Annotated in this window: 25 protein-coding genes; 3 read left to right on the top strand and 22 right to left on the bottom strand. The window is 60.5% G+C overall.

The window, feature by feature from the left end; translation table 11 throughout:
- Nucleotides 1–10: 10 nt before the first annotated feature.
- The 12 genes from ACF8GB_RS08075 to ACF8GB_RS08020 all read right to left on the bottom strand — a co-directional run bounded on the left by ACF8GB_RS08075 (nucleotide 11) and on the right by ACF8GB_RS08020 (nucleotide 7,540).
- Nucleotides 11–1,201, bottom strand: coding sequence for a phage major capsid protein (locus ACF8GB_RS08075; protein WP_236165582.1), 1,191 nt, complete (start codon nucleotides 1,199–1,201; stop codon nucleotides 11–13).
- A gap of 2 nt (nucleotides 1,202–1,203) precedes the next feature.
- The gene (locus tag ACF8GB_RS08070; protein ID WP_392526829.1) at nucleotides 1,204–2,061 is read right to left on the bottom strand and encodes a head maturation protease, ClpP-related; all 858 of its coding nucleotides are present in this window, start codon (nucleotides 2,059–2,061) and stop codon (nucleotides 1,204–1,206) included.
- A gap of 3 nt (nucleotides 2,062–2,064) precedes the next feature.
- Complete coding sequence (locus ACF8GB_RS08065) at nucleotides 2,065–3,366, bottom strand: phage portal protein (RefSeq protein WP_206405743.1); 1,302 nt, start codon at nucleotides 3,364–3,366, stop codon at nucleotides 2,065–2,067.
- Nucleotides 3,359–3,520, bottom strand: a complete 162-nt coding sequence (locus tag ACF8GB_RS08060) for a hypothetical protein (protein ID WP_182138798.1) — start codon at nucleotides 3,518–3,520, stop codon at nucleotides 3,359–3,361. Before ACF8GB_RS08060 ends, ACF8GB_RS08065 begins: the two co-directional genes overlap by 8 nt.
- Nucleotides 3,517–5,205, bottom strand: coding sequence for a terminase large subunit (locus ACF8GB_RS08055; protein ID WP_392526828.1), 1,689 nt, complete (start codon nucleotides 5,203–5,205; stop codon nucleotides 3,517–3,519). Before ACF8GB_RS08055 ends, ACF8GB_RS08060 begins: the two co-directional genes overlap by 4 nt.
- Nucleotides 5,202–5,747: a terminase small subunit gene (locus ACF8GB_RS08050; RefSeq protein ID WP_392526827.1), complete on the bottom strand. Its 546-nt coding sequence runs from the start codon at nucleotides 5,745–5,747 to the stop codon at nucleotides 5,202–5,204. Before ACF8GB_RS08050 ends, ACF8GB_RS08055 begins: the two co-directional genes overlap by 4 nt.
- A 155-nt stretch (nucleotides 5,748–5,902) precedes the next feature.
- Nucleotides 5,903–6,241, bottom strand: coding sequence for an HNH endonuclease (locus tag ACF8GB_RS08045; protein WP_049696035.1), 339 nt, complete (start codon nucleotides 6,239–6,241; stop codon nucleotides 5,903–5,905).
- A complete protein-coding gene (locus tag ACF8GB_RS08040) occupies nucleotides 6,241–6,399 on the bottom strand; it encodes a hypothetical protein (protein WP_181074789.1) in 159 nt (52 codons plus the stop codon). The genes ACF8GB_RS08045 and ACF8GB_RS08040 overlap by 1 nt, the downstream gene beginning before the upstream one ends.
- A 12-nt stretch (nucleotides 6,400–6,411) precedes the next feature.
- Nucleotides 6,412–6,642 (bottom strand): hypothetical protein, encoded by a 231-nt coding sequence (locus tag ACF8GB_RS08035; RefSeq protein WP_080992863.1) that lies wholly within the window; start codon nucleotides 6,640–6,642, stop codon nucleotides 6,412–6,414.
- A gap of 3 nt (nucleotides 6,643–6,645) precedes the next feature.
- A complete protein-coding gene (locus tag ACF8GB_RS08030; RefSeq protein WP_049696036.1) occupies nucleotides 6,646–6,843 on the bottom strand; it encodes a hypothetical protein in 198 nt (65 codons plus the stop codon).
- Complete coding sequence (locus ACF8GB_RS08025; protein ID WP_392526826.1) at nucleotides 6,840–7,169, bottom strand: hypothetical protein; 330 nt, start codon at nucleotides 7,167–7,169, stop codon at nucleotides 6,840–6,842. The genes ACF8GB_RS08030 and ACF8GB_RS08025 overlap by 4 nt, the downstream gene beginning before the upstream one ends.
- Nucleotides 7,169–7,540: a hypothetical protein gene (locus tag ACF8GB_RS08020; protein ID WP_028634947.1), complete on the bottom strand. Its 372-nt coding sequence runs from the start codon at nucleotides 7,538–7,540 to the stop codon at nucleotides 7,169–7,171. Before ACF8GB_RS08020 ends, ACF8GB_RS08025 begins: the two co-directional genes overlap by 1 nt.
- 183 nt (nucleotides 7,541–7,723) lie before the next feature.
- Here ACF8GB_RS08020 and ACF8GB_RS08015 point away from each other — a divergent pair, with 183 nt between their 5' ends.
- Nucleotides 7,724–7,942 (top strand): hypothetical protein, encoded by a 219-nt coding sequence (locus tag ACF8GB_RS08015; RefSeq protein ID WP_288649661.1) that lies wholly within the window; start codon nucleotides 7,724–7,726, stop codon nucleotides 7,940–7,942.
- Between the two features lie 85 nt (nucleotides 7,943–8,027).
- Here ACF8GB_RS08015 and ACF8GB_RS08010 read toward each other — a convergent pair whose 3' ends face one another.
- The 9 genes from ACF8GB_RS08010 to ACF8GB_RS07970 all read right to left on the bottom strand — a co-directional run bounded on the left by ACF8GB_RS08010 (nucleotide 8,028) and on the right by ACF8GB_RS07970 (nucleotide 14,359).
- Entirely contained in the window at nucleotides 8,028–8,537 is a 510-nt protein-coding gene (locus ACF8GB_RS08010) for an acyloxyacyl hydrolase (protein WP_392526825.1), read from the bottom strand.
- 244 nt (nucleotides 8,538–8,781) lie between these two features.
- On the bottom strand, nucleotides 8,782–9,468 hold the full coding sequence (locus tag ACF8GB_RS08005) for a hypothetical protein (RefSeq protein ID WP_392526824.1): 687 nt from the start codon (nucleotides 9,466–9,468) through the stop codon (nucleotides 8,782–8,784).
- 10 nt (nucleotides 9,469–9,478) lie between these two features.
- Nucleotides 9,479–9,616, bottom strand: coding sequence for a hypothetical protein (locus tag ACF8GB_RS08000; RefSeq protein ID WP_288649665.1), 138 nt, complete (start codon nucleotides 9,614–9,616; stop codon nucleotides 9,479–9,481).
- 176 nt (nucleotides 9,617–9,792) lie between these two features.
- Nucleotides 9,793–11,094, bottom strand: coding sequence for a tyrosine-type recombinase/integrase (locus ACF8GB_RS07995; RefSeq protein ID WP_392526823.1), 1,302 nt, complete (start codon nucleotides 11,092–11,094; stop codon nucleotides 9,793–9,795).
- The gene (locus tag ACF8GB_RS07990; protein ID WP_392526822.1) at nucleotides 11,091–11,519 is read right to left on the bottom strand and encodes a VRR-NUC domain-containing protein; all 429 of its coding nucleotides are present in this window, start codon (nucleotides 11,517–11,519) and stop codon (nucleotides 11,091–11,093) included. Before ACF8GB_RS07990 ends, ACF8GB_RS07995 begins: the two co-directional genes overlap by 4 nt.
- The gene (locus ACF8GB_RS07985) at nucleotides 11,516–11,812 is read right to left on the bottom strand and encodes a DUF1364 domain-containing protein (RefSeq protein ID WP_028686488.1); all 297 of its coding nucleotides are present in this window, start codon (nucleotides 11,810–11,812) and stop codon (nucleotides 11,516–11,518) included. Before ACF8GB_RS07985 ends, ACF8GB_RS07990 begins: the two co-directional genes overlap by 4 nt.
- Before the next feature lie 127 nt (nucleotides 11,813–11,939).
- Nucleotides 11,940–12,686, bottom strand: coding sequence for a hypothetical protein (locus tag ACF8GB_RS07980; protein WP_392526821.1), 747 nt, complete (start codon nucleotides 12,684–12,686; stop codon nucleotides 11,940–11,942).
- Nucleotides 12,687–12,705: 19 nt separating this feature from the next.
- Entirely contained in the window at nucleotides 12,706–13,677 is a 972-nt protein-coding gene (locus ACF8GB_RS07975; RefSeq protein WP_392526820.1) for a phage replication protein, read from the bottom strand.
- A 1-nt stretch (nucleotide 13,678) separates the two neighbouring features.
- Complete coding sequence (locus tag ACF8GB_RS07970; RefSeq protein ID WP_392526858.1) at nucleotides 13,679–14,359, bottom strand: Rha family transcriptional regulator; 681 nt, start codon at nucleotides 14,357–14,359, stop codon at nucleotides 13,679–13,681.
- Nucleotides 14,360–14,570: 211 nt separating this feature from the next.
- Between ACF8GB_RS07970 and ACF8GB_RS07965 the strand changes: the two genes are divergently transcribed.
- Complete coding sequence (locus ACF8GB_RS07965) at nucleotides 14,571–14,987, top strand: hypothetical protein (protein ID WP_392526819.1); 417 nt, start codon at nucleotides 14,571–14,573, stop codon at nucleotides 14,985–14,987.
- A gap of 414 nt (nucleotides 14,988–15,401) precedes the next feature.
- On the opposite strand, the gene ACF8GB_RS07960 is transcribed toward ACF8GB_RS07965, so the two are convergent.
- Nucleotides 15,402–15,626 carry a helix-turn-helix transcriptional regulator gene (locus tag ACF8GB_RS07960; RefSeq protein ID WP_028686491.1) on the bottom strand — a complete coding sequence of 75 codons (225 nt, stop codon included), beginning with the start codon at nucleotides 15,624–15,626 and terminating at the stop codon, nucleotides 15,402–15,404.
- Nucleotides 15,627–15,730: 104 nt separating this feature from the next.
- Between ACF8GB_RS07960 and ACF8GB_RS07955 the strand changes: the two genes are divergently transcribed.
- Nucleotides 15,731–16,537 carry an XRE family transcriptional regulator gene (locus tag ACF8GB_RS07955; RefSeq protein ID WP_392526818.1) on the top strand — a complete coding sequence of 269 codons (807 nt, stop codon included), beginning with the start codon at nucleotides 15,731–15,733 and terminating at the stop codon, nucleotides 16,535–16,537.
- The last annotated feature ends 366 nt before the right edge of the window (nucleotides 16,538–16,903 follow it).

Raw genomic sequence — 16,903 nt, 5'->3', positions numbered from 1 at the left:
AGTTGAGGGCTTAGGAACCGCTGCCGGTCAGCTCACCGGTAACGAAGGCCTCGCCGCGGTAGACGGCTAGTGCAAGACGCTGCTCGGCGCGAACGGTGACCATGTTGTTTTCGAAGTCCTTGTCGTTCTCAGTAGAGATCAGGATTTCAACGTCCATGCGGTCGAAGATCTGCGCGCCCAGACCGAATGCCCCGACGAGGAAGTCGTCGAGCGGCATGGCTTGAGTAGACACAACAGGTCGACGCCACAAGGTTGGCTGGGTATCACCTTGTGGTTGACCGATGAGGTAGCGACCCTGTGCATCCTTCAGCAACTCGATCATTGCCCAGTCGATCGGATTGAGGACGATACCGTCCGCTGGGAACTCGGCGAGTTCTGCCTGCAGCAGGGCCAACCGAATTCGATCGATGCGCTGCTCACCCGCCACCACTACACCACCAGGTGGCGCATAGAGCTGGGCAGCCGGCACGATACCGCCGATGTTCGCTCCGGTGCCGTTGCCGAACAGCAGCTGGGACTCTTCAGCGAGCTTGAGGCCATAATGACCACGGGCGTCGATGAAACTTCTCAGCGCAGGCGCATCGTCGAGAATCTGGCGGCTAGCCTTGAACAGGTGCGCCAGCGTGCGTACTGGGGCGTTTTCAAGCTTGAACTTGATGTCCGAATAGGGCTTGGCTGTCCCCTCGGCAACTGGACGCGCGCTGTTGGTGAAACCTTCTTCCTGAACGTACTCGACCGAGTTGCTGCCGGTCTGACCCGGCGCGATCAGATCGCGAATTGTCAGGCGTCGCTCAGGGATCGCCTGAATCCCGTAGCGCCGATCTGCCGGGACGGTATCAGCCCCCGACCCTGGTGCGGAAGTGATTGCGGCCCGTGCCACCGAGATGCGTCTTGAACCGCGGAACGAGGAGTCAACGCCCTCCATTTCCTTGGCTGCGATAACGATTTCGCCTGCGGACTTCTGTCGATCGGGCTCGCTGCGCGCACGGTTCGCGTTCACCAGCTTCTGCTCGGCTTCGCCCAGGCGCGCCTGCAGCTCACCCTGCTTGGTCAGCAGTTCATCCACCTTGGCACGGGTCTCAGCGTTCATTTCGCCAGACGCCTTCATCTGCTTTTCAGTGGCTTCGGCTTGGGTTTTGATCTGATCGCCAATCCCCTTAAGGCTGGCATTCAGTTCTTTGACTTGCGATTCGAAATCCATGGTCACTTTCCTTTGAGGGAGTTGAGAAGATCGGTTGCCGCGCTCAGCGAGGCGGAGAGGTCTGGCACGGCAGCGCTTGACGTGCCGGTCGGAACAGCGCGCGGCGTGTTCCCGCTGGCAGCGCGAGGCATGCCAGACTTGAAAGTGGCGAAGAGTTCGCGGCGCTCCGAGCGCGGCATGCCGGCCTTGGCCAAGGCTGCATCCATGGCCTTGAGTGCATTGGCCTGGCCGGTTTCCTCGGTCTCGCGCTCAGTGACCTCGGTTGCTGCCAGCAGGCCGGTGGCCAGCCCCAGCTCCACCGCTCGCTTGCCACGAATGAACGTCTCGTCATCCATAAGCTCGGCCATGTCCTGGACGGGCTGGCCGCTGGTCTCGGCGTAGAGGTCGGCCATGGCGGCATCGAACTCCTCCATGTCATCCGATACGTCGCGCAGGTAGTGGCGGTTGCCGGATAGGAAGGTCCAGCAGTTGTGGATCATCAGGAACGCGCTGCTGGCCACCTGGCGCTCGGTCCCGGCCAAGTAGATGATCGAGGCCGCGCTGGCGGCCATGCCCAGTACCTTGGTGGTGACCTTCTGGCTGTGTTCGCGCAGGCGGTTGTAGATGGCGATGCCTTCGAACATGTCGCCGCCGGGCGAGTTGATGTACACCGTCACCTCGCGGTCGCCGATCGCGCGCAGCGCTGCATCGATGCGCTTGACGGTAACGCCCTCCCCGTACCAGTCCTCACCGATCACGCCATAGATGGTGATGGTTTCCGAGGTGTTTTCCACGGCCGCCTGGATGGCGGGGTTCCATTTATCGAGCGCACGCGGGCTCATCTCGCTGCGCAGGCCGCGAGACTGGATCTTGTGTTTCATGGGTTACTCCCCGGAGTTGCTTTGGAGCCAGTTCATCAGCGCCGCGCGCGCGGCTTGGCTGTCGTTTTGTTTGCCCAGCTGGTCAAGCGGTACCAGGTTCGATTGCACGGTGAGGATGTCGCCGCCAGGCATGCTGGGCAGGTTCTCTTTGTGCCGACCCTCGTTTCGGGTCATGTAGCCGTTTTGGCCCATGGTGCTGAGGTAGGCAGCACGGCCGGCACTGTCAGCGCGCAGGAAGGCTTCCAGCGAAAACTCCGCGTAGTGCTTGATCCGATCCACCGCTGTTAGGCATCGCTTGTTCACGCACTGCTCGATCGGCGCCGTGTAGGTCATGATGCAATAGGTCAGGAACGCGATTTGCTGTTGCTCAAGGCCTGTGCCCCAGTTGCTGCCCTTGTCGGTCTTCATCACCATCCAGGGCGGCACGCCGAACCAACGGCAGATCTCCTCGATGCTGTGCCCACGTGATTCGAGCAGTTGGGCGTCAGCCGGATTAATCCCGATCATCTCGGGCTTCACGCCCTGCTCAAGCACCGGGCTCTTACCCGCATTGAGCGCGCCAGAGATCGTCTTGACGTAGTCCCGAAACTCGGCACGCTGCGTAGGGTTGAGCGTCTTATCCACCGAGAAGGCTACGGTGGGCATCATCCCGTTCTTGAAGGTGGTATTGGCCGCATCGTCGGCCGACATGGCCGAGCCGAATACATCGGCGCCGTAACGAATCGCCGAAAGGCCCATTCGCCCATCCAAGGTAAACGCTGGGATATGCAGCATGTCGGCCTGGGCGATCTCCCGGCGGGCGCCCTTGCGTGGCTGGAAGAAGTAGCGCAGCCTGCCATCGTCGTCCGGCTCGGGAGTCACCCGCGACGGCATCAAGAAATCCAGTGCGATGACCCTTCCACCGGACCTGTGAATCTCGCAGTAGGCATTTCCCCAAAGCAGCATCGAAGCAACAACCGCCTGCCAGAAGTGGAAAGCCGCCATGTCCTCGTTCGGGCTGTTGTGCACCACATCGTAGAGCGGGAAGTCTCGCGCCGTCTCACGCCCGCCGTCCGGAAGGCGCCGGTAGATGCTGAGCGGCAAGCCTGCAACCGAGGTAGAGATGATGCGCACGCAGGCCCAGACCGCCGACAGGCGCATGGCCTTGTCGACCGTGACAGCCTTGCCGCTACTGGACTGGGCGCCCAAGAAGGCGCTCCAGAACCCACCGTCCGACAACCGAATGCTCTTGCCCAGCCAACTGCTCATGCTTGCCGAGGGTTTGGCGGCTGCAGTGCCGAGCGCTTGAGAGAGGGTTTTAATCACTGCTCAGCCCTCGGCGAATGAACGCTGCAATGCTGAACAGGCTGACCGAGCCCGCGATCAGAGACCAGCCCGTACCCGCCAGCATCCAGACGCCCGCGCAGGCCAAGCCGAATCCGCACAGGGCGCAGATGATGAAGTAGTGAAATGCGTTCATGCGATCAGTGGATCCCGAATGCCGGCCATGAAGTTTTCCATGCCGCCCTGGCCCTCTGGATTGAGGGCCATAAGCGTCACAGCGTTGAATAGCGCCATCAGCGGGTCGATCTTGGCCGAGCCGCTGGCCTGCTTAGTAATGAGGATCGAGTTGCCACGGGGCTCGACTTTGGCGTTACCGCAGCACCAGGCCATCATCGGCTGGCCCCCGTGTAGCAGCGTGCCCTCGGCAAGCTTGCGCTCGGCAGTCTTGATGGCTCCGCCCAAGCGCCAGCCTTGTGAGATGCCGTCGATTTTCTCGCGCGGAATACCCATGGCCTCCAGCGCATCGAGAATCGCGCCGACGCCGGCCGGGTCCAGGCCGACCTTGTCCAGCAGGCCAGCCTGCTCGACCTGCGCCACCAACTGCGTCACCTCCTCGATGTCGTCACCGATGCGTTCGACCAGGGTCAGGTGTCCATCCTTGGCAAAGTCGCGGATGCGCGGCGCTTCGGCTTTACGCCGCTCCAGTACTGATGGATGGGCCCAGGCGTGGGTCCAGGTCAGCCAGCGCCGTGTGCCCTGCTCACGCCCGACTGCTGCCAGGCCAAGCAAGTCATCCAGCCCCCCGCCATCCACGCCGATATCGATCACTTCGCAGCGCTCGATGAGATCTTCCAGCGTGCGACATAGCTCGGACGTCTGCGCCTCCCAGAAATCGGCACCCGCCCAGCGATCCGAAAGCAGCGCCAAGCCGATCTCGACGTTGAGGTGCTTGGCCAGAAAGCCGCGGAACGACTCTTCACCGTCCAGCTGCGCCTGGGCGTACCCGCGCTCGATGAACGGCTCATCCACCGACAGGCCAAGGTTCGGGTTGGTGATGTAGGCGTTCGAGGCGTCCCGGTGTGCACCGGCGTCGAGCATCGCCTTGGGAAATTCATACAGCACCGGCAAAAACGACTTATCGACGATCTCGCCGTCGCGCACCTTGCGGGCGTACATCAGCTTCTGCCGGAAGACGCCGGCCGGCGGTGCATCGGACTGGGTGGTGGCCCAGATGATGAATCCCTCTGGCCGAGAGGCCAGGCCACCAGTGGCCTCGCGCAGCATGGCCTCGGCGTTGGCCCGCTTGCCGAACACCCACAGCTCGTCGACGAACACGCCAATGGCTTTCTTGCCCGACACCGTCTCGCTGTCCGCCGCAACCACCTTGAGGGTGGCGTTAGTCTGACGGTGCGTCACGGTGCGCAGGTGATCCTGCACCTTGAGCAAGGCCTTGAGCTCTTCGTCAGCACCCACCATGTCCCTGATCGGGAGGTAGGAGTTATCCGCGATCTCCTTGGTCGGCGCCAAGATGATGAACTCACCCGACGCCCGCCAGTTAAGGATCAGTGCGGTGAGCATGATGCCGGCGGCGATGGTCGACTTGCCATTCTTCTTGCTGATCAGCAGCATGAACTCGCTGACCAGGCGCCGGCCTGAATCTGGGTCGTAGGCCCCGAAGATCGCGGCCACGAACTGATTGACCCAGTCACGCACGGTTTCGCACATCAAAGGACTGCCAGTGGCGTCCACCATACGCAACGCCCCGAACACATCCAAGGCTTCCTCAGCTTCGGTCGGGAACAGCGGCTCGAACGGAATCAGGCTCTGGCGCGCAATGATGCGTTGCTCCCAATCTGGGCAGGCGGTTGACCATTCCATCATTTCACCGACTGCAGCGGACCGCGGCGGGTACCGAACTTGCCGGTGGCAGCCTTATCGGCGTTGGCCTGGGCCTGGTCCTTCTTGCCGCTCTCGCCCTTGCGGGGATGAACGAATGGCATCAGGGCCTTGGCGGCGTCTACACGAAGCTTCGCTTCCGTGCCCATGTCGTTCATCACCGAGAGGAGGAAGTCCTTCGGGTCACGGTGGAGCAGCGCCTGGGCCAGGTCGAAGCCGGCAGGTTCCGGCTCTGCTTGCTCCTCGGATTCCAGTGCCCCTTCCGGGCCCGGCTCAGCATCTTTAGCAGCCTTGGCGGCGGGCCTGGCTTTAACATCCGGTTTAACATCGCCTTTAACATCTGGAGGCATCAGCCCCAGGGCGCGCAGCTTCATCAGTTCGGCCGCCACGTCCTTGTCCTTGACCAGCCGAGAGCCCGCCGCAGACGCTGTGCGCTCGGAGTAGCCAGCGGCCACAGCAGCGTCCCGATTGGACGCACCTTCCCTCAGCGCGGCGATGAAAGCGCGCTTGCGGGATGTTAAAGCCATTTAACAAAAATCCTGTGGGGGAAAAAAATCTGTACGTGGGGTCGGGAGCGGTCTAGCTAGATGACAATCCCTAGCTTTTGACCCCCCTACCCCTTTGTGGCACGTCACTGGCGTGCTTAGGGAAAGATCCCGCACCTATTTGTTGCGCCGCGCGGTCAACCCACTAAGCCTGCGGCCTCTTCGGCTTGCTTGACCGTGTCGTGGCAGGACTTGCAGAGCGGTTGCCAGTTGTCCTGGTTCCAGAACAGATCGCGATCACCCCGGTGCGGCACGACATGGTCAACAACGCCGGCGGCGGTCGTTCGCCCGATCTTCGCGCAGTAGGCGCAGAGCGGGTGTTCTTCGAGATATCGCTCCCTCGCCTTCTGCCACTTGTAGTTGTACCCGCGCTGCGAGCTGGTCATTCCACTACGCCAACTGCTGGGGTCTACTAGCTTGACCCTAGTGTTTTCGGCTTCCTGTAGGCGGGGGCTGATCGTCTTGAGCCTGGCCATCAACGCACCTCGACCACGATGCCGCGCTCTATCCAGCGCGTGACGCGACCAAGGTGAGGATCACGCCCGGTGAGGTGACACGCCAGCAGCACGCCAGCCAAGTAGTACTTCAACCACCAGCGGTGGCGGCAGACGATCGTTGCGTAAACCTTGGCCATGGCCGATGTTCCTTATCTCTTGTACCAAGTCAGCTGGTAGCACCGTGCATCAGGCGGTAACTCAGCAATGGGCCAGCGCAGGCAGTCCATGTGCTTGCGCTCTGGCCTGGTGCGACTCACCCTCAGCGTCTGCACCAGGTAGGCAGAACCAGCAGCAGTGGTTATGTAGTCACCAACCGCGATGCCGTCGGCGCCGTCCACGTAAAGCTTGCAGGGTGTATACGGCGCTCGTGTCCTAGCCACCTCTCACCCCTCTCGGCGCATACCAATTTGGCTGGCGATATCGGTGGCGCGCTCGCGAACCTCAAGCGTTTGGCCATCGAACGTATGGACGATGGCGCAGATGCCGTGCCACTGAGAGCTGGCGCTGGCCTCGCTTACACGAGCGATAGCAGCAGGCGCCAGGTAGTAATTGTTGCCGTTGGTGCTGGTCAGCTTGATCACGGTCGTTCCTCGCTCTGCACTCGATTGAGGGCTTCGTCAGCCTTGTCGGCGGCCTGGGTAGCGGTAGTCGCTGCCTTCGACGCCTTTGCGGCGGCGCTTCCAGTCTGCCTGGCTAGTTCATCCAGGCGCTGATCACGCTGCAGGCTGGCTTCGTCATAGGCGGCGCGGATCTCGGCGACCTGCGCCAGGTAACTGCGGGCAAGAGCCCATTGAGCGAGCTGGTAGCCGCCGAACCCGCCACCCACCACGAGCAACAGGGCGATTACCCAAACCTCGATGCGACGCCACCAGCGGCGGGCAATGAATTCAATTGCGCATCTGTCCATCACGACATACCTCCGAGCTTGGTGCGCAAGCGGGCAATCTCTTCGCTTTGCAGCGAGACGCGCTCAGTGAGCTGGCCGACCTGGCTGGTCAGAGCCTCGATCTTCCCTTCCATGCGCCCAACGGTGGCGGCAAGGTCGTTGCGCTCCTTGGCGAACTGGTCAGCCCGGGCCTCGGCGAGCTTGCGGGCCTCGCGCTCCGAGTCGAGCAGTTCGTTCAGGCGGCGCACCGTGCCGATATCGGCGTTATCCATCGCTCGATCTGCCGCATCTTTAGATAGGAATTTGCGCAGCCAAAGGAAGCCGCCCAGCAGGACGGTGCCCGTACCGCCCAGCCAGGTGGCTGTGCCTGGGCCGAGATCGGTCGGGTCCATCAATTTCTCCTGAAGGGAACGAGCTACGACGAACGTCGAGGCCGATAATTCTGTTGTGTCGTACAAGCGCGACTTGATGTCACAATTCAAAACCGATTTCCAAGCCCTCCCAGGAGCTCCGCAGTGCCCAGGTCACGAAGCCACTATGAAACGACTCTGCGCCTCTATCAGGCAGAGGCAGAGATGGCATACATCCTTGATGTTTTTGGAGATCACTTAGCAAAGGCGCATCAGTTGCCGCCAGACCTGTACGGTATTTCGGCAGTGAATTATTACCTGATGCAGAAGCACAACTGGACCAAATCGCAGCTTGAGCAAATGAGCTCTGAAGAGAAGCGGTTTGCTCTCAGTGCCGAGATGACCGGCTACAGACTTCCGGCTGAAGCTCAATTCGATAGCTGAGGCGAGATGATGTCGCAGGACAGGCACCGAACCCTGCTGAAAAGCAAAAAAGCCCGCGCTAGGCGGGCAAGGGAGGGACTGTGAATTAGATCTGATGGCTATAGAACAGCGAGTATGACTCGATGCCGTCGTTCGGTTGCTTGATGCCAGCGTTGGAATAGTGGATCGCTCGGATACCGACCTTTTGCGTTTCGCCAATCTTCAGGCCTGCACCAATACGGTCTTCGAAGTTGAAAGCCGAGCCGAACTCCTGATCACCTGCAGAGGTGCCCGAGAACACTGCGAGCCCAATCCCCGCTTCGATGAAAGGCTTGATGTTACCGCTGCCAAATTCATAAACGAACACAGGGGCGAAGGACAGCGAATGGGCTCCACCAGAAGCGTCTCCAGCTTCCCAATAGGTGTAGCCAGCATCCCAGTACCCGGTTAAGCGGCCGGTGCTGCTCTCAAACCAGCTCTTGTCCCAGTTGAAGCCCACAGCTGCGCGAGCGGTCAAGCCGCCCTGACTAGTCGCACCGATTGCGCCAGATAGATCAGCAGCATGTGCACCGGTAGCCAAAAGGGAGAACAGCGCAGCAGCGATGATTTTTTTCATGATCACGGAATCCTGATGGTTTTCTTAGCAAGCTATCAGAATCATAGTGCTATCAATTCGTTCCGTGCACTCTGAAAAATGAGGCATCTACCAAAGTTTGTGTTTTCGGGACTCGTGAGGCCCTCTGAAGGCAATAAAAAACCCGGCGCGATAGCCGGGCTTTGCAGCGCCATTCCTCAGCAACGCGCAGGAATGACAGGATGGGAATAATTTCTCTCACTCTCTCACTGATGTCAACAGGCAATTATGCGGCGTCTTTGATCAGCAGCCCTTCTGCTTCAAGAATCGCTCGGACCTCGCGCAAAGAGTCGTTGATCATGCCATCCAGCTTTTCCTTGATTCCGGCACGCCAGCGGTAGCGCGTTGGCTCCGACGTAGCATCGAGGTCCCAGGTGTTCATGTCGTAGAAGCTGTCAGGCAGAATTACCAGATCCTCGGCCAGAGCCTCTGCCTTTTTGCGTTCCGCCTGGCCAGCGGCCAATGCAGCGTTGACCAAGTTCTCGCGGCGCCATTCAGGCGCATCCAGCGGAATATCAACCGCAACCGAGCGAGGCCCCTTGCGACGCGCACCTTTGAGCTTTGGGATGGCCCAGGTGGTCACGGCCTTGAAGATGAACAGCTGAGGCGCAGGGCTGGCAATCAGAGGCGCAATGGCCGTGATACCCTGTAGCCGCTTCGCCTTGTTGGTGGCGTACTTCGCATTCAGTGCGCTCCAGTGACGAGGAACGAGCAGGTGATGCAGGCGCGCAGCCAGCCAATAATCCACCTGGGCCCGATCGAAGCCACCTGAACTCCCTCCCAACGAAGCCAGGCAGCCACCCTCTTCTTCTGCCGACTTGTAGAGCTTCTGCCATGCCTGGCCTTTCGCAGCGCCTTTCTCCCCTGCCGCCAGAGCGGCAACTACTGCACCCGATACGCTGTTGTAGATCATGTCCTTCCCCTCAATCCCCGGTGTAGTTGGTGCCGCCGGCGCCGCGGCGGTTGTTCGACTGATACTGATCTTCCGGGCCGCTGATCGCGGCCAGGGGTTTGCTTTCGGCCTGTTGCTCCAGCTCGCGAAGGCGCAGGCCAAGCTGCATAGCCAGATCCTCGAGAGGTAGTGGCTCACCCGTCGCCGCCGAAACCCAGCCAGACACATTGCAGGCTATGCAGGGCCGCGGCCCGAAAAGCCCGCTGATTGCTGCTCGGCCACCACATGCCGAGCAAGCAGTCAGCGGTATCCGCCTCGTTGAAAACTCAGGCGTGCGGCTCTTCTTCATCCTTTCGAATCCTCGCTAGTAACAAATTCGGGATGGCGGCTACAGGCCTTGCCCGCTGCCGCCTGCGCCTGGATCTGTGGGATTTCGGATAAGGCCTCTGTAAGGCCGTGTATGCGCCCAAAGCCGATGCCGTCTAACCAGGCATGCCACTTCTCAAGGGCTGCCCTGCGCTGCGCCATGGCCTGGGTGTGGATGTAGGTGCTGGCGATCTTGCCCAGTGAATGGTTGAGCAGCATCTCGCCGATGTGTCCATCAATGCCGAGGTCGGTCCAAGTGCTGCGCGATACCTTGCGCAAGTCGTGGCTGGTCCACTCGCCCCGGCCAAGCTCGGTGAACACCGCACTGGCCTGGCCTTCGCTCAAGCACACGCCGCGCCGGTTCGGGAACAGGTAAACGCCTTCGTACCCATTGGCCTGCTGGATATCCCGGTAGCGCGTCAGCAGAGCGCATAGCTGGGCGGTCAGCGGGAGACGGTGTTCGGTCCGGGTCTTGGCGTTCGCCGCAGGGATGAACCATTCACCGGCCGTTACCGAAACCTCGCTCCACCGTGCCATACGGGTCTCGCCGATCCGGGTGCCATGCGCCAGCATCATCAGGGCCAGCATCACTTTCTCGGGCGCGTCATCAAAGGCATGTACCAGCTGCTGCATGACCTCAGGCAACTGCACGGCTCGCAGTCGGGAGGCCTTAGGCATGATCTTGGCCTTGGTGAAGTCGCTGAAGCACATGCCGGCCATGGGATCGGCCACGACCAGCCCCAGGCGCTTTGCCTGCTTGAAGGCGGTCAGCAGCAACGCGAACATCTGGCGCAGGTACGATAGCGACACCTCGGCCTGAGACGGCCACATCAGCTGCTTGTCCAGGCTGTCGGCGTTCACATCAGCTATGGACAAGTCGTCCAAGCGCGGCTTCAGGTGCTGCGCAATCGCCGATCGTGCACCCGCCTTGCGCTTAGCAGACAGCGCCCGGTCTCGGCCCATGCGGTCACCATACCAATCGAGCAGCTGCCCCACTGTAGCCATGCCCGACGCGACTGGTGCGGTGGCCGGGTCGCGAAGCAGCCGCTGGCGCAGTGCGGGCAGCTCGGCGATTACGGCCGCAGCGCCCAGATCAGGCCAGCGTGCTACCGGCACCCACTGCTTGCCGCGGACCAGGTGCCAGGTGCCCCTAGATCGATCCGACCAGAAGCGCAGGTACAGGCCCGGGTAACGCGGATCGCGCAGGTCGCGCACGGCCAGGTCGGCGGCCTGTCGGCGCACCTCAGTTTCCGTGAATTTGATGGACCGCGTTGCGCTCATGCTGCCACCGTCGCAGGCTGCAGGAGGTAGGCACGTATCGCTTCTACGGCATCAATGCGGCCCCGGCACACAATCGCCAAGTAGCCCTGCTGGGTCAGAGCCTCGATATAAGCGTGCTGACTGGCTGAGATGTCAGCATCGAACGGTGGCAAAGCTTTGAATTCGATGTACAGGCCGAACCAGCCACCGCGGGCCATCGGGAGCACAAGATCAGGCACTCCCGCTTTGACTCCTTGGGCTTTGAGCTTGCCGGCCACCGCCTTCACTCGGTGCCCCCCGTTCGGAACGTGATAGATCAGTTTGAACACCTGCGGGTAACGCAGCTGCAGCTCCTGCATCAGCGCTGCCTGCTCCTGCCCTTCCCTGTCGACGGGCTTGGCGCGTGGCTTGCGCGGCTTGAACGTGCGCATGGCAAACGCAGTCATGCGACCAATACCCCCTCGCTGATGAGCTGCGCCTGGGTTCGCATCACGCCCTCGGCGTGGTATTGGCGAGCGGTTATACGGTCAATCACGTGGCTTCGGCCGTCGCATGCGTCATGGCAAGCGCTGCAGCACCATGCGCCCTGCATGTCGTGCGGCTTTTTACCGACGCCACAGGTACCCGCCAGGCGGTAGTGCGCCAAGACAGTAGTTTCGGGGTTACCGTTGCACACGCCTGGGATACGCACTTGGCACTCGCGGCCACGCGCGGCCTTGGTCAGCTTGGTCTGCCTCATCATTCAACCTCGCAATGCAGCCATATCAGTCTTGCCTGGCGAAGAGCGCCGGGCTGGTCTAAGGGACCGTCCATCAGCACCATGGAAAACGGCCGATAGCCTGGTACGTGCACGGTCCAGATTCGTTTCACTGCTGCACGTCCAACCCAGCCAACGCGGCGCGAGCCTGGCGCTTGCGGAGGTAGGTGCTTACACGGCGCCGCTGCGCCTCTTTCGCACGGGCGCTATCTTTCTTTGCCTTGGAAGCCATCAATATCGAGCGGACTTCTGCAAGCTTCTCTCGCACCGCGGCGCTGGGCTGAGTACGCACCGCCCCTGTAAGCAGGCCTGCGATGGCCTGGCCGTCAGCAGTCACCGGAGCTATGCGAAGGTCGGCGAGGTACTTGTCTCCCGTGTTACGGCTGATCAACTGAGTCCGCACAGCGGTTTCAACGGCCGTCACGCGCCGCCCGGAATCGAAGCCCAGAGAAACCTCCCAGGTGACAGGCTTGTCTTCAGCGCGAGCGAAGCTGACCAAGCGCTCATAAGCGCTCATGAAAGCCATTCGAGCGCCTATCTTGTCGCCTGCTTCAAGGATCGGCTGGGACGCCACCATGGCCTGGCGAATCTCGGTGGTGAGTACTACCGTTTCGTACTCGTCACTGGCTGCCAGGGCGATGGACCACGCTTCATCCTTACCGGGCCGGCCATCTGCAGCGTGGATGTGTTTCAGGACCATGCCCAGCGACAGGCGCCCGGCTGGTTCACGACGACAAGCGCGCAGGGCGGCAACAATCACCTCAGGTTCGTGCGCTGACAGGTCTTCGGCGATCAGCTTGGCCCCAGCAGCACTAATGGCCTGGCCCATGGCTTCAGCCGTTGCGCAAATAGCCATAGCCAGCTCGGCGATGTCATCACAGGAAAGCATTGCGCTTACCCCCCTGGTTGTTGCGTATGGCATCGGCGGCATCGTGGGCCGCATTGATGTTTGCTTGGGTCTGCTCCTGCTGGCGCGCAGTGGTCGCGTTCATCTGCCGGTTTGTGACCCACTGGGTGTGGTAGGCCTCACACTTGGTGAGCAGGTCGCCCAGGTTGTGGCAGCCGTTGATCAGTCTGGAGTCGTTGATCGACACGAAGTACGCGGCCACTTGGTGGGCGACGTCGATACCCAGGCGGTCGATCAGTTGTCCAAGTTGCCCGCCGACCTTAGCGTTCCACACTGGCCAGGCGCCGTAGCGCTTGCGATAGGCCATGGCGTAGTTGGCCCAGGCCTTGTAGGTCTTGCAGGTCTGGTCCTTCGGCCCTGGCATGTCCTCGGGGATTTCACACCGAGGTGCACCAGCCGGAACCAGCGTCAGCCCCGTGGGTTGCGACGGCGGAGCCGGGGCATCCTGCGAACTGTGACTGGTACCCTGATTGGTATCTTGATTACTGGTATCTTGATTTGTCGGAGATTTTTCCGACCCTGGCTCGGATTTATTTCCGACCTTGCTCGGATTTTTTTCCGAGGTAGATCGGATTTTTTTCCGACCCTCTGTACCCGCCTTCAAGGTCGGATATTTTTCCGACCCATCCTCTTTTTTGTTCCACTGCGCGGCCTTATCGGTCAGCCGGAAAAGCGTGACATTCGAAGTGCTCGAAAGCTCGATCAGGCCAACGTCCTGTAGCGCCTTCAGCATGCGATACGCCGTGTCGGGCTTATCCGTCAGCAGCGGCAGTTCTTCGATGATCTTGGCCTTGCTCAGCACGAAGAAAACGCCCTGCTCCGTTGTCATCGCTTTGGCCCAACTCGGGCAGCCGTAAACGAACGCGAACAGCAACGCCTGCTGGGAGTTGAGCCCCCACTCCAGGGCCTTGACCTGATTGATGGTCAGGGTGAATTGCATGTCAGGTACGCTCCTGCGTGCGCGGCTTGGCGATGTCTGCTTCGGCCAGCCGTGCGAGACCTTTGGTAGTTACCAGCACGCTGAAGGCCGCACGGTCGGCGCCTGACTCTGGATCTGGCTTGAGCGATGTGATCTTGTGCTTGAGCAGGCCCGCGGTGATGCGGGGCTGGAAGGCGACCCAGCGTGTCGACCCCGCGCGGCGGTAGATCCACCGGTGCTGCTCCATCCAGGCGAACAGTCTCGACGGCGCCAGCTGCAGCTGCTTCGCCGCGTCAGTGATGCAGATCGCACCGCCAGCGCCAGCCAGCCGGTTGATGGCCGCGACCTTGGGGGCCTGCTTGGCCAGGGCGTCTTGCAGACGCTGGTTCTCCTCGGCCTTGTCGGCAGCCAGGCGCAGGGCATCGGCGAAGGTAGTCGGAATCTGGACATGGGCCACCACGCGCGCTTCCAGCTCCTGCCAGCGGTCGATGATCTTGGCCCGCAGCTCGACGCTATAGCCCGATACAACCACCAGAGTGTCCCGATATGTGAGCAGGAACTCGGTGTACCGCTGGCCGTTCTGCTGATGGGTGTAGGGGGTCTCGTTTGATGAAACGACACCCCTTTTGACCAGCTGGCGTACGGTCTTGAGGACGTTGTCATGCGTGCTTCCCGTGAGCTGCGCGATCTCGCGCGAGGACATCACGTGGTCGACAGCGTGTGAAGGAAAACCAACCGCGCCGGGCTGGGTGTTGCGTGTATCGACTGCACTGGGCATAATCGACCTCGAAGTTTGTTGAAGAGACCGCCCGGCCAGGCGGTTTTTTTGCGCCCAAAATTCAGGCTTTATGGGCGTCCGGCGCATCCGTGGTAGCTTTTTGCTTCCACACGAAAAGGCCCGGGAGGCCGGACATATGCGTTACAACCAGAGCGCTGGGGACTACCTTGAATCCTTGGCAAATGAAGCGCCGAATGACGTACAAAAAATCAGTCGCGATCTTGACGTGGGCGACTACATCAACAGGCTTCATTACGGCTACCAGCGACTCCTTCTGGAGACCCTTGACGAAAGGATGCATGCCAAGCTCTACCTGCCCTGGGAAAAGGTTGAGAAATTCGAGCCCCTTCGGGTGCATCTGGCCGTTACTCATCACTGGCGGATTGAGGACGTTCAGCTGATGAAGGAAGGCGAGCTTGTAGAGCTGCTTCGCCCAGAACTGATGTCTCTTCGGCTGAGCTCTGGTGATGTGCAGAGCATTCTTGGGAAGCTGGGTGACTTGGATGTGCCCATGATTCGCGAGGATCTGCAGGCGCGGACGCTGATGAGCTAGCGTCTTTCACTCGCCTGGCATGTTCTCGGGCGCGCTCGAAGCCCGCCGCCCGCTCAACCAAGCGATCCTTCTCGGCGACGTGCCAGGCAGCCCTTTCCTCAGTTGTGCCAAAACGCTGTTTGGGCCACAGCATTACCATCGGCGCGCCAGGACCTGCGTCCAGCGCCTCAATCCCCGCCAGAATCTGGTAAGCGGCCTCAACGGGAGTACCCCGGGCCAGAGCTGCGATGGCTCGCACAGCGATCTCTCGGTCGAGACCGGTGAGACGTGTCAGCGGGGTGTCGGATTGGTCTTGGCTCATGGCATCTCTCATGTCGATTGAGTTCGATGGCTTGTTGGCTTTGGGTACTGGATGGATCAGCAGGTGTTTTGGTCATCTACTGGCGAAGCGCCAGATCAGTAATCATTTAAATGTCAGGCGGCTTCTGGGCCGCGAGCCGTTGGCGGAAAGACTCCATCAAGGCTGCAATCGGCGCCGAGACCGTTCAGCGCATCGACTATCTTCCGGGCTGCATCCAAGCCGACACTCCGTCGGCCGGCCTCGTAATTGGCCAGACGCGACTGATTCCAGCTGAGCTCCCGGCAAAGGCGCGCCTGGCTTATCCCCGCCTCTACCCGGATCTTGCGAACGTTGTTCATTCGGGGCTCCTCAATGACTAGCACTCAGGATAAACACGCATCGTGTTAATATCAATCACAATAAGTGAAAGCCGCGTATTTCGTTTCGTGATGAAATCCCGCGCATGAATGAATCACTGAGCCAGCGCATTAAGCGCTTGAGAAAAGCGACGGGAATGTCCCAGGCCCAGCTGGCAGATGCTTGCGGCTGGAAATCGCAGTCACGCGTAGGAAACTATGAAGCCGGTACGCGAGAGCCGACGCTGGCGGATATTGCAGCTATGGCAGCTGCCCTTGGAGTCGACCAATCCGAGCTACTCCTGAACTCTCCGACAGTGCCCGAGGTTTCGGCGCCAGCACGGAGTACGGCTGATCTTGTCAGGCAGATGCTCGCAAAGAGCGGCAAAGGCATTCCGGAAGAAGCCCGTCAGCGCCTCCTTGCTGCGGCTGAGGAGCCGAGCGCTAGCAGTGTTGTCGCGGCTGACTTTGTTCGCCCAGGCCTAGTGGGCGATGAGGTGTGGATTGCTCACTACGACGTGCGCGGAGCAATGGGTGATGGTGAGGTAGCTCACGACTTCCCTGAGATGCTGCAGGACATCCGCGTCAGCCCTACTCACCTACGTGAGATGGGAGTGGAGTTCAAAGAGCACTTCCATCTGAAGCTCATCACAGGCGTAGGCCAGTCCATGGCGCCGACCATCAAGAGCCGCGACCCGCTAGTCGTTGACATCAGCATTCGTGAGTTCGTGGGCGACGGGATCTATTACTTCTCCCACCAGGGCCATCAGTACATCAAGCGTTTGCAGAAGAAAGGGCGCGATCACTTCAAGATGATTTCTGACAACAAGAATCATCCTCCTGAGGACATCCGTGTAGACGAAACCTACATCCAAGCTAAGGTACTGCTGGTCTGGAACGCCCACCTAGTGTGAGCAGATCCTCGAATTATCAGGAGCTCGCATGGCTCAGAAGGGCTAGAAATGATGGAGATCGCAATTGAAGATTAGGGAAGACGGTAAAGCTTATGCTCAAGACGTGTCGCTTGAGGAGCTGCGTGACTTTGTCCTGACTAACAACCTAAACGATGCCGGATGCAGGTACTGCGGTAGCACCACGTGGGACATCCCGGCCCACGATGGCAAGCCAATCGTAATAAATCTGCCAACGCCTACTCACCATCCAGGCGGAATCAACGCTTTCTACATGTCGTGTGCACGATGTGGTGGGATGGAAACCTTTTCAGCTCAAACCGTGGTCTCGCGACTCATGGGGTGGATTTGATGAGCATCGCTATTCAA

This window comes from Pseudomonas sp. xss_4 (genome assembly GCF_043104125.1).
GTDB lineage: Bacteria > Pseudomonadota > Gammaproteobacteria > Pseudomonadales > Pseudomonadaceae > Aquipseudomonas > Aquipseudomonas parafulva_B.
This window is presented reverse-complemented; position numbering and strand designations above follow the sequence as displayed.

What these genes read in the sequence shown, in the direction of transcription:
- ACF8GB_RS08050 (WP_392526827.1), bottom strand. Translation starts at nt 5,747, where the DNA reads ATGGCTTTAACATCCCGCAAGCGCGCTTTCATCGCCGCGCTGAGGGAA.
- ACF8GB_RS07985 (WP_028686488.1), bottom strand. Translation starts at nt 11,812, where the DNA reads ATGAGGCAGACCAAGCTGACCAAGGCCGCGCGTGGCCGCGAGTGCCAA.
- ACF8GB_RS07960 (WP_028686491.1), bottom strand. Translation starts at nt 15,626, where the DNA reads ATGAACAACGTTCGCAAGATCCGGGTAGAGGCGGGGATAAGCCAGGCG.
- ACF8GB_RS08045 (WP_049696035.1), bottom strand. Translation starts at nt 6,241, where the DNA reads ATGGCCAGGCTCAAGACGATCAGCCCCCGCCTACAGGAAGCCGAAAAC.
- ACF8GB_RS07970 (WP_392526858.1), bottom strand. Translation starts at nt 14,359, where the DNA reads ATGTCCTCGCGCGAGATCGCGCAGCTCACGGGAAGCACGCATGACAAC.
- ACF8GB_RS07990 (WP_392526822.1), bottom strand. Translation starts at nt 11,519, where the DNA reads ATGACTGCGTTTGCCATGCGCACGTTCAAGCCGCGCAAGCCACGCGCC.
- ACF8GB_RS08015 (WP_288649661.1), top strand. Translation starts at nt 7,724, where the DNA reads ATGGCATACATCCTTGATGTTTTTGGAGATCACTTAGCAAAGGCGCAT.
- ACF8GB_RS08020 (WP_028634947.1), bottom strand. Translation starts at nt 7,540, where the DNA reads ATGGACCCGACCGATCTCGGCCCAGGCACAGCCACCTGGCTGGGCGGT.
- ACF8GB_RS08055 (WP_392526828.1), bottom strand. Translation starts at nt 5,205, where the DNA reads ATGATGGAATGGTCAACCGCCTGCCCAGATTGGGAGCAACGCATCATT.
- ACF8GB_RS08040 (WP_181074789.1), bottom strand. Translation starts at nt 6,399, where the DNA reads ATGGCCAAGGTTTACGCAACGATCGTCTGCCGCCACCGCTGGTGGTTG.
- ACF8GB_RS07955 (WP_392526818.1), top strand. Translation starts at nt 15,731, where the DNA reads ATGAATGAATCACTGAGCCAGCGCATTAAGCGCTTGAGAAAAGCGACG.
- ACF8GB_RS07980 (WP_392526821.1), bottom strand. Translation starts at nt 12,686, where the DNA reads ATGGCTATTTGCGCAACGGCTGAAGCCATGGGCCAGGCCATTAGTGCT.
- ACF8GB_RS08075 (WP_236165582.1), bottom strand. Translation starts at nt 1,201, where the DNA reads ATGGATTTCGAATCGCAAGTCAAAGAACTGAATGCCAGCCTTAAGGGG.
- ACF8GB_RS08000 (WP_288649665.1), bottom strand. Translation starts at nt 9,616, where the DNA reads ATGCAGCTTGGCCTGCGCCTTCGCGAGCTGGAGCAACAGGCCGAAAGC.
- ACF8GB_RS08025 (WP_392526826.1), bottom strand. Translation starts at nt 7,169, where the DNA reads ATGGACAGATGCGCAATTGAATTCATTGCCCGCCGCTGGTGGCGTCGC.
- ACF8GB_RS08010 (WP_392526825.1), bottom strand. Translation starts at nt 8,537, where the DNA reads ATGAAAAAAATCATCGCTGCTGCGCTGTTCTCCCTTTTGGCTACCGGT.
- ACF8GB_RS08005 (WP_392526824.1), bottom strand. Translation starts at nt 9,468, where the DNA reads ATGATCTACAACAGCGTATCGGGTGCAGTAGTTGCCGCTCTGGCGGCA.
- ACF8GB_RS08070 (WP_392526829.1), bottom strand. Translation starts at nt 2,061, where the DNA reads ATGAAACACAAGATCCAGTCTCGCGGCCTGCGCAGCGAGATGAGCCCG.
- ACF8GB_RS07995 (WP_392526823.1), bottom strand. Translation starts at nt 11,094, where the DNA reads ATGAGCGCAACGCGGTCCATCAAATTCACGGAAACTGAGGTGCGCCGA.
- ACF8GB_RS07975 (WP_392526820.1), bottom strand. Translation starts at nt 13,677, where the DNA reads ATGCAATTCACCCTGACCATCAATCAGGTCAAGGCCCTGGAGTGGGGG.
- ACF8GB_RS07965 (WP_392526819.1), top strand. Translation starts at nt 14,571, where the DNA reads ATGCGTTACAACCAGAGCGCTGGGGACTACCTTGAATCCTTGGCAAAT.
- ACF8GB_RS08060 (WP_182138798.1), bottom strand. Translation starts at nt 3,520, where the DNA reads ATGAACGCATTTCACTACTTCATCATCTGCGCCCTGTGCGGATTCGGC.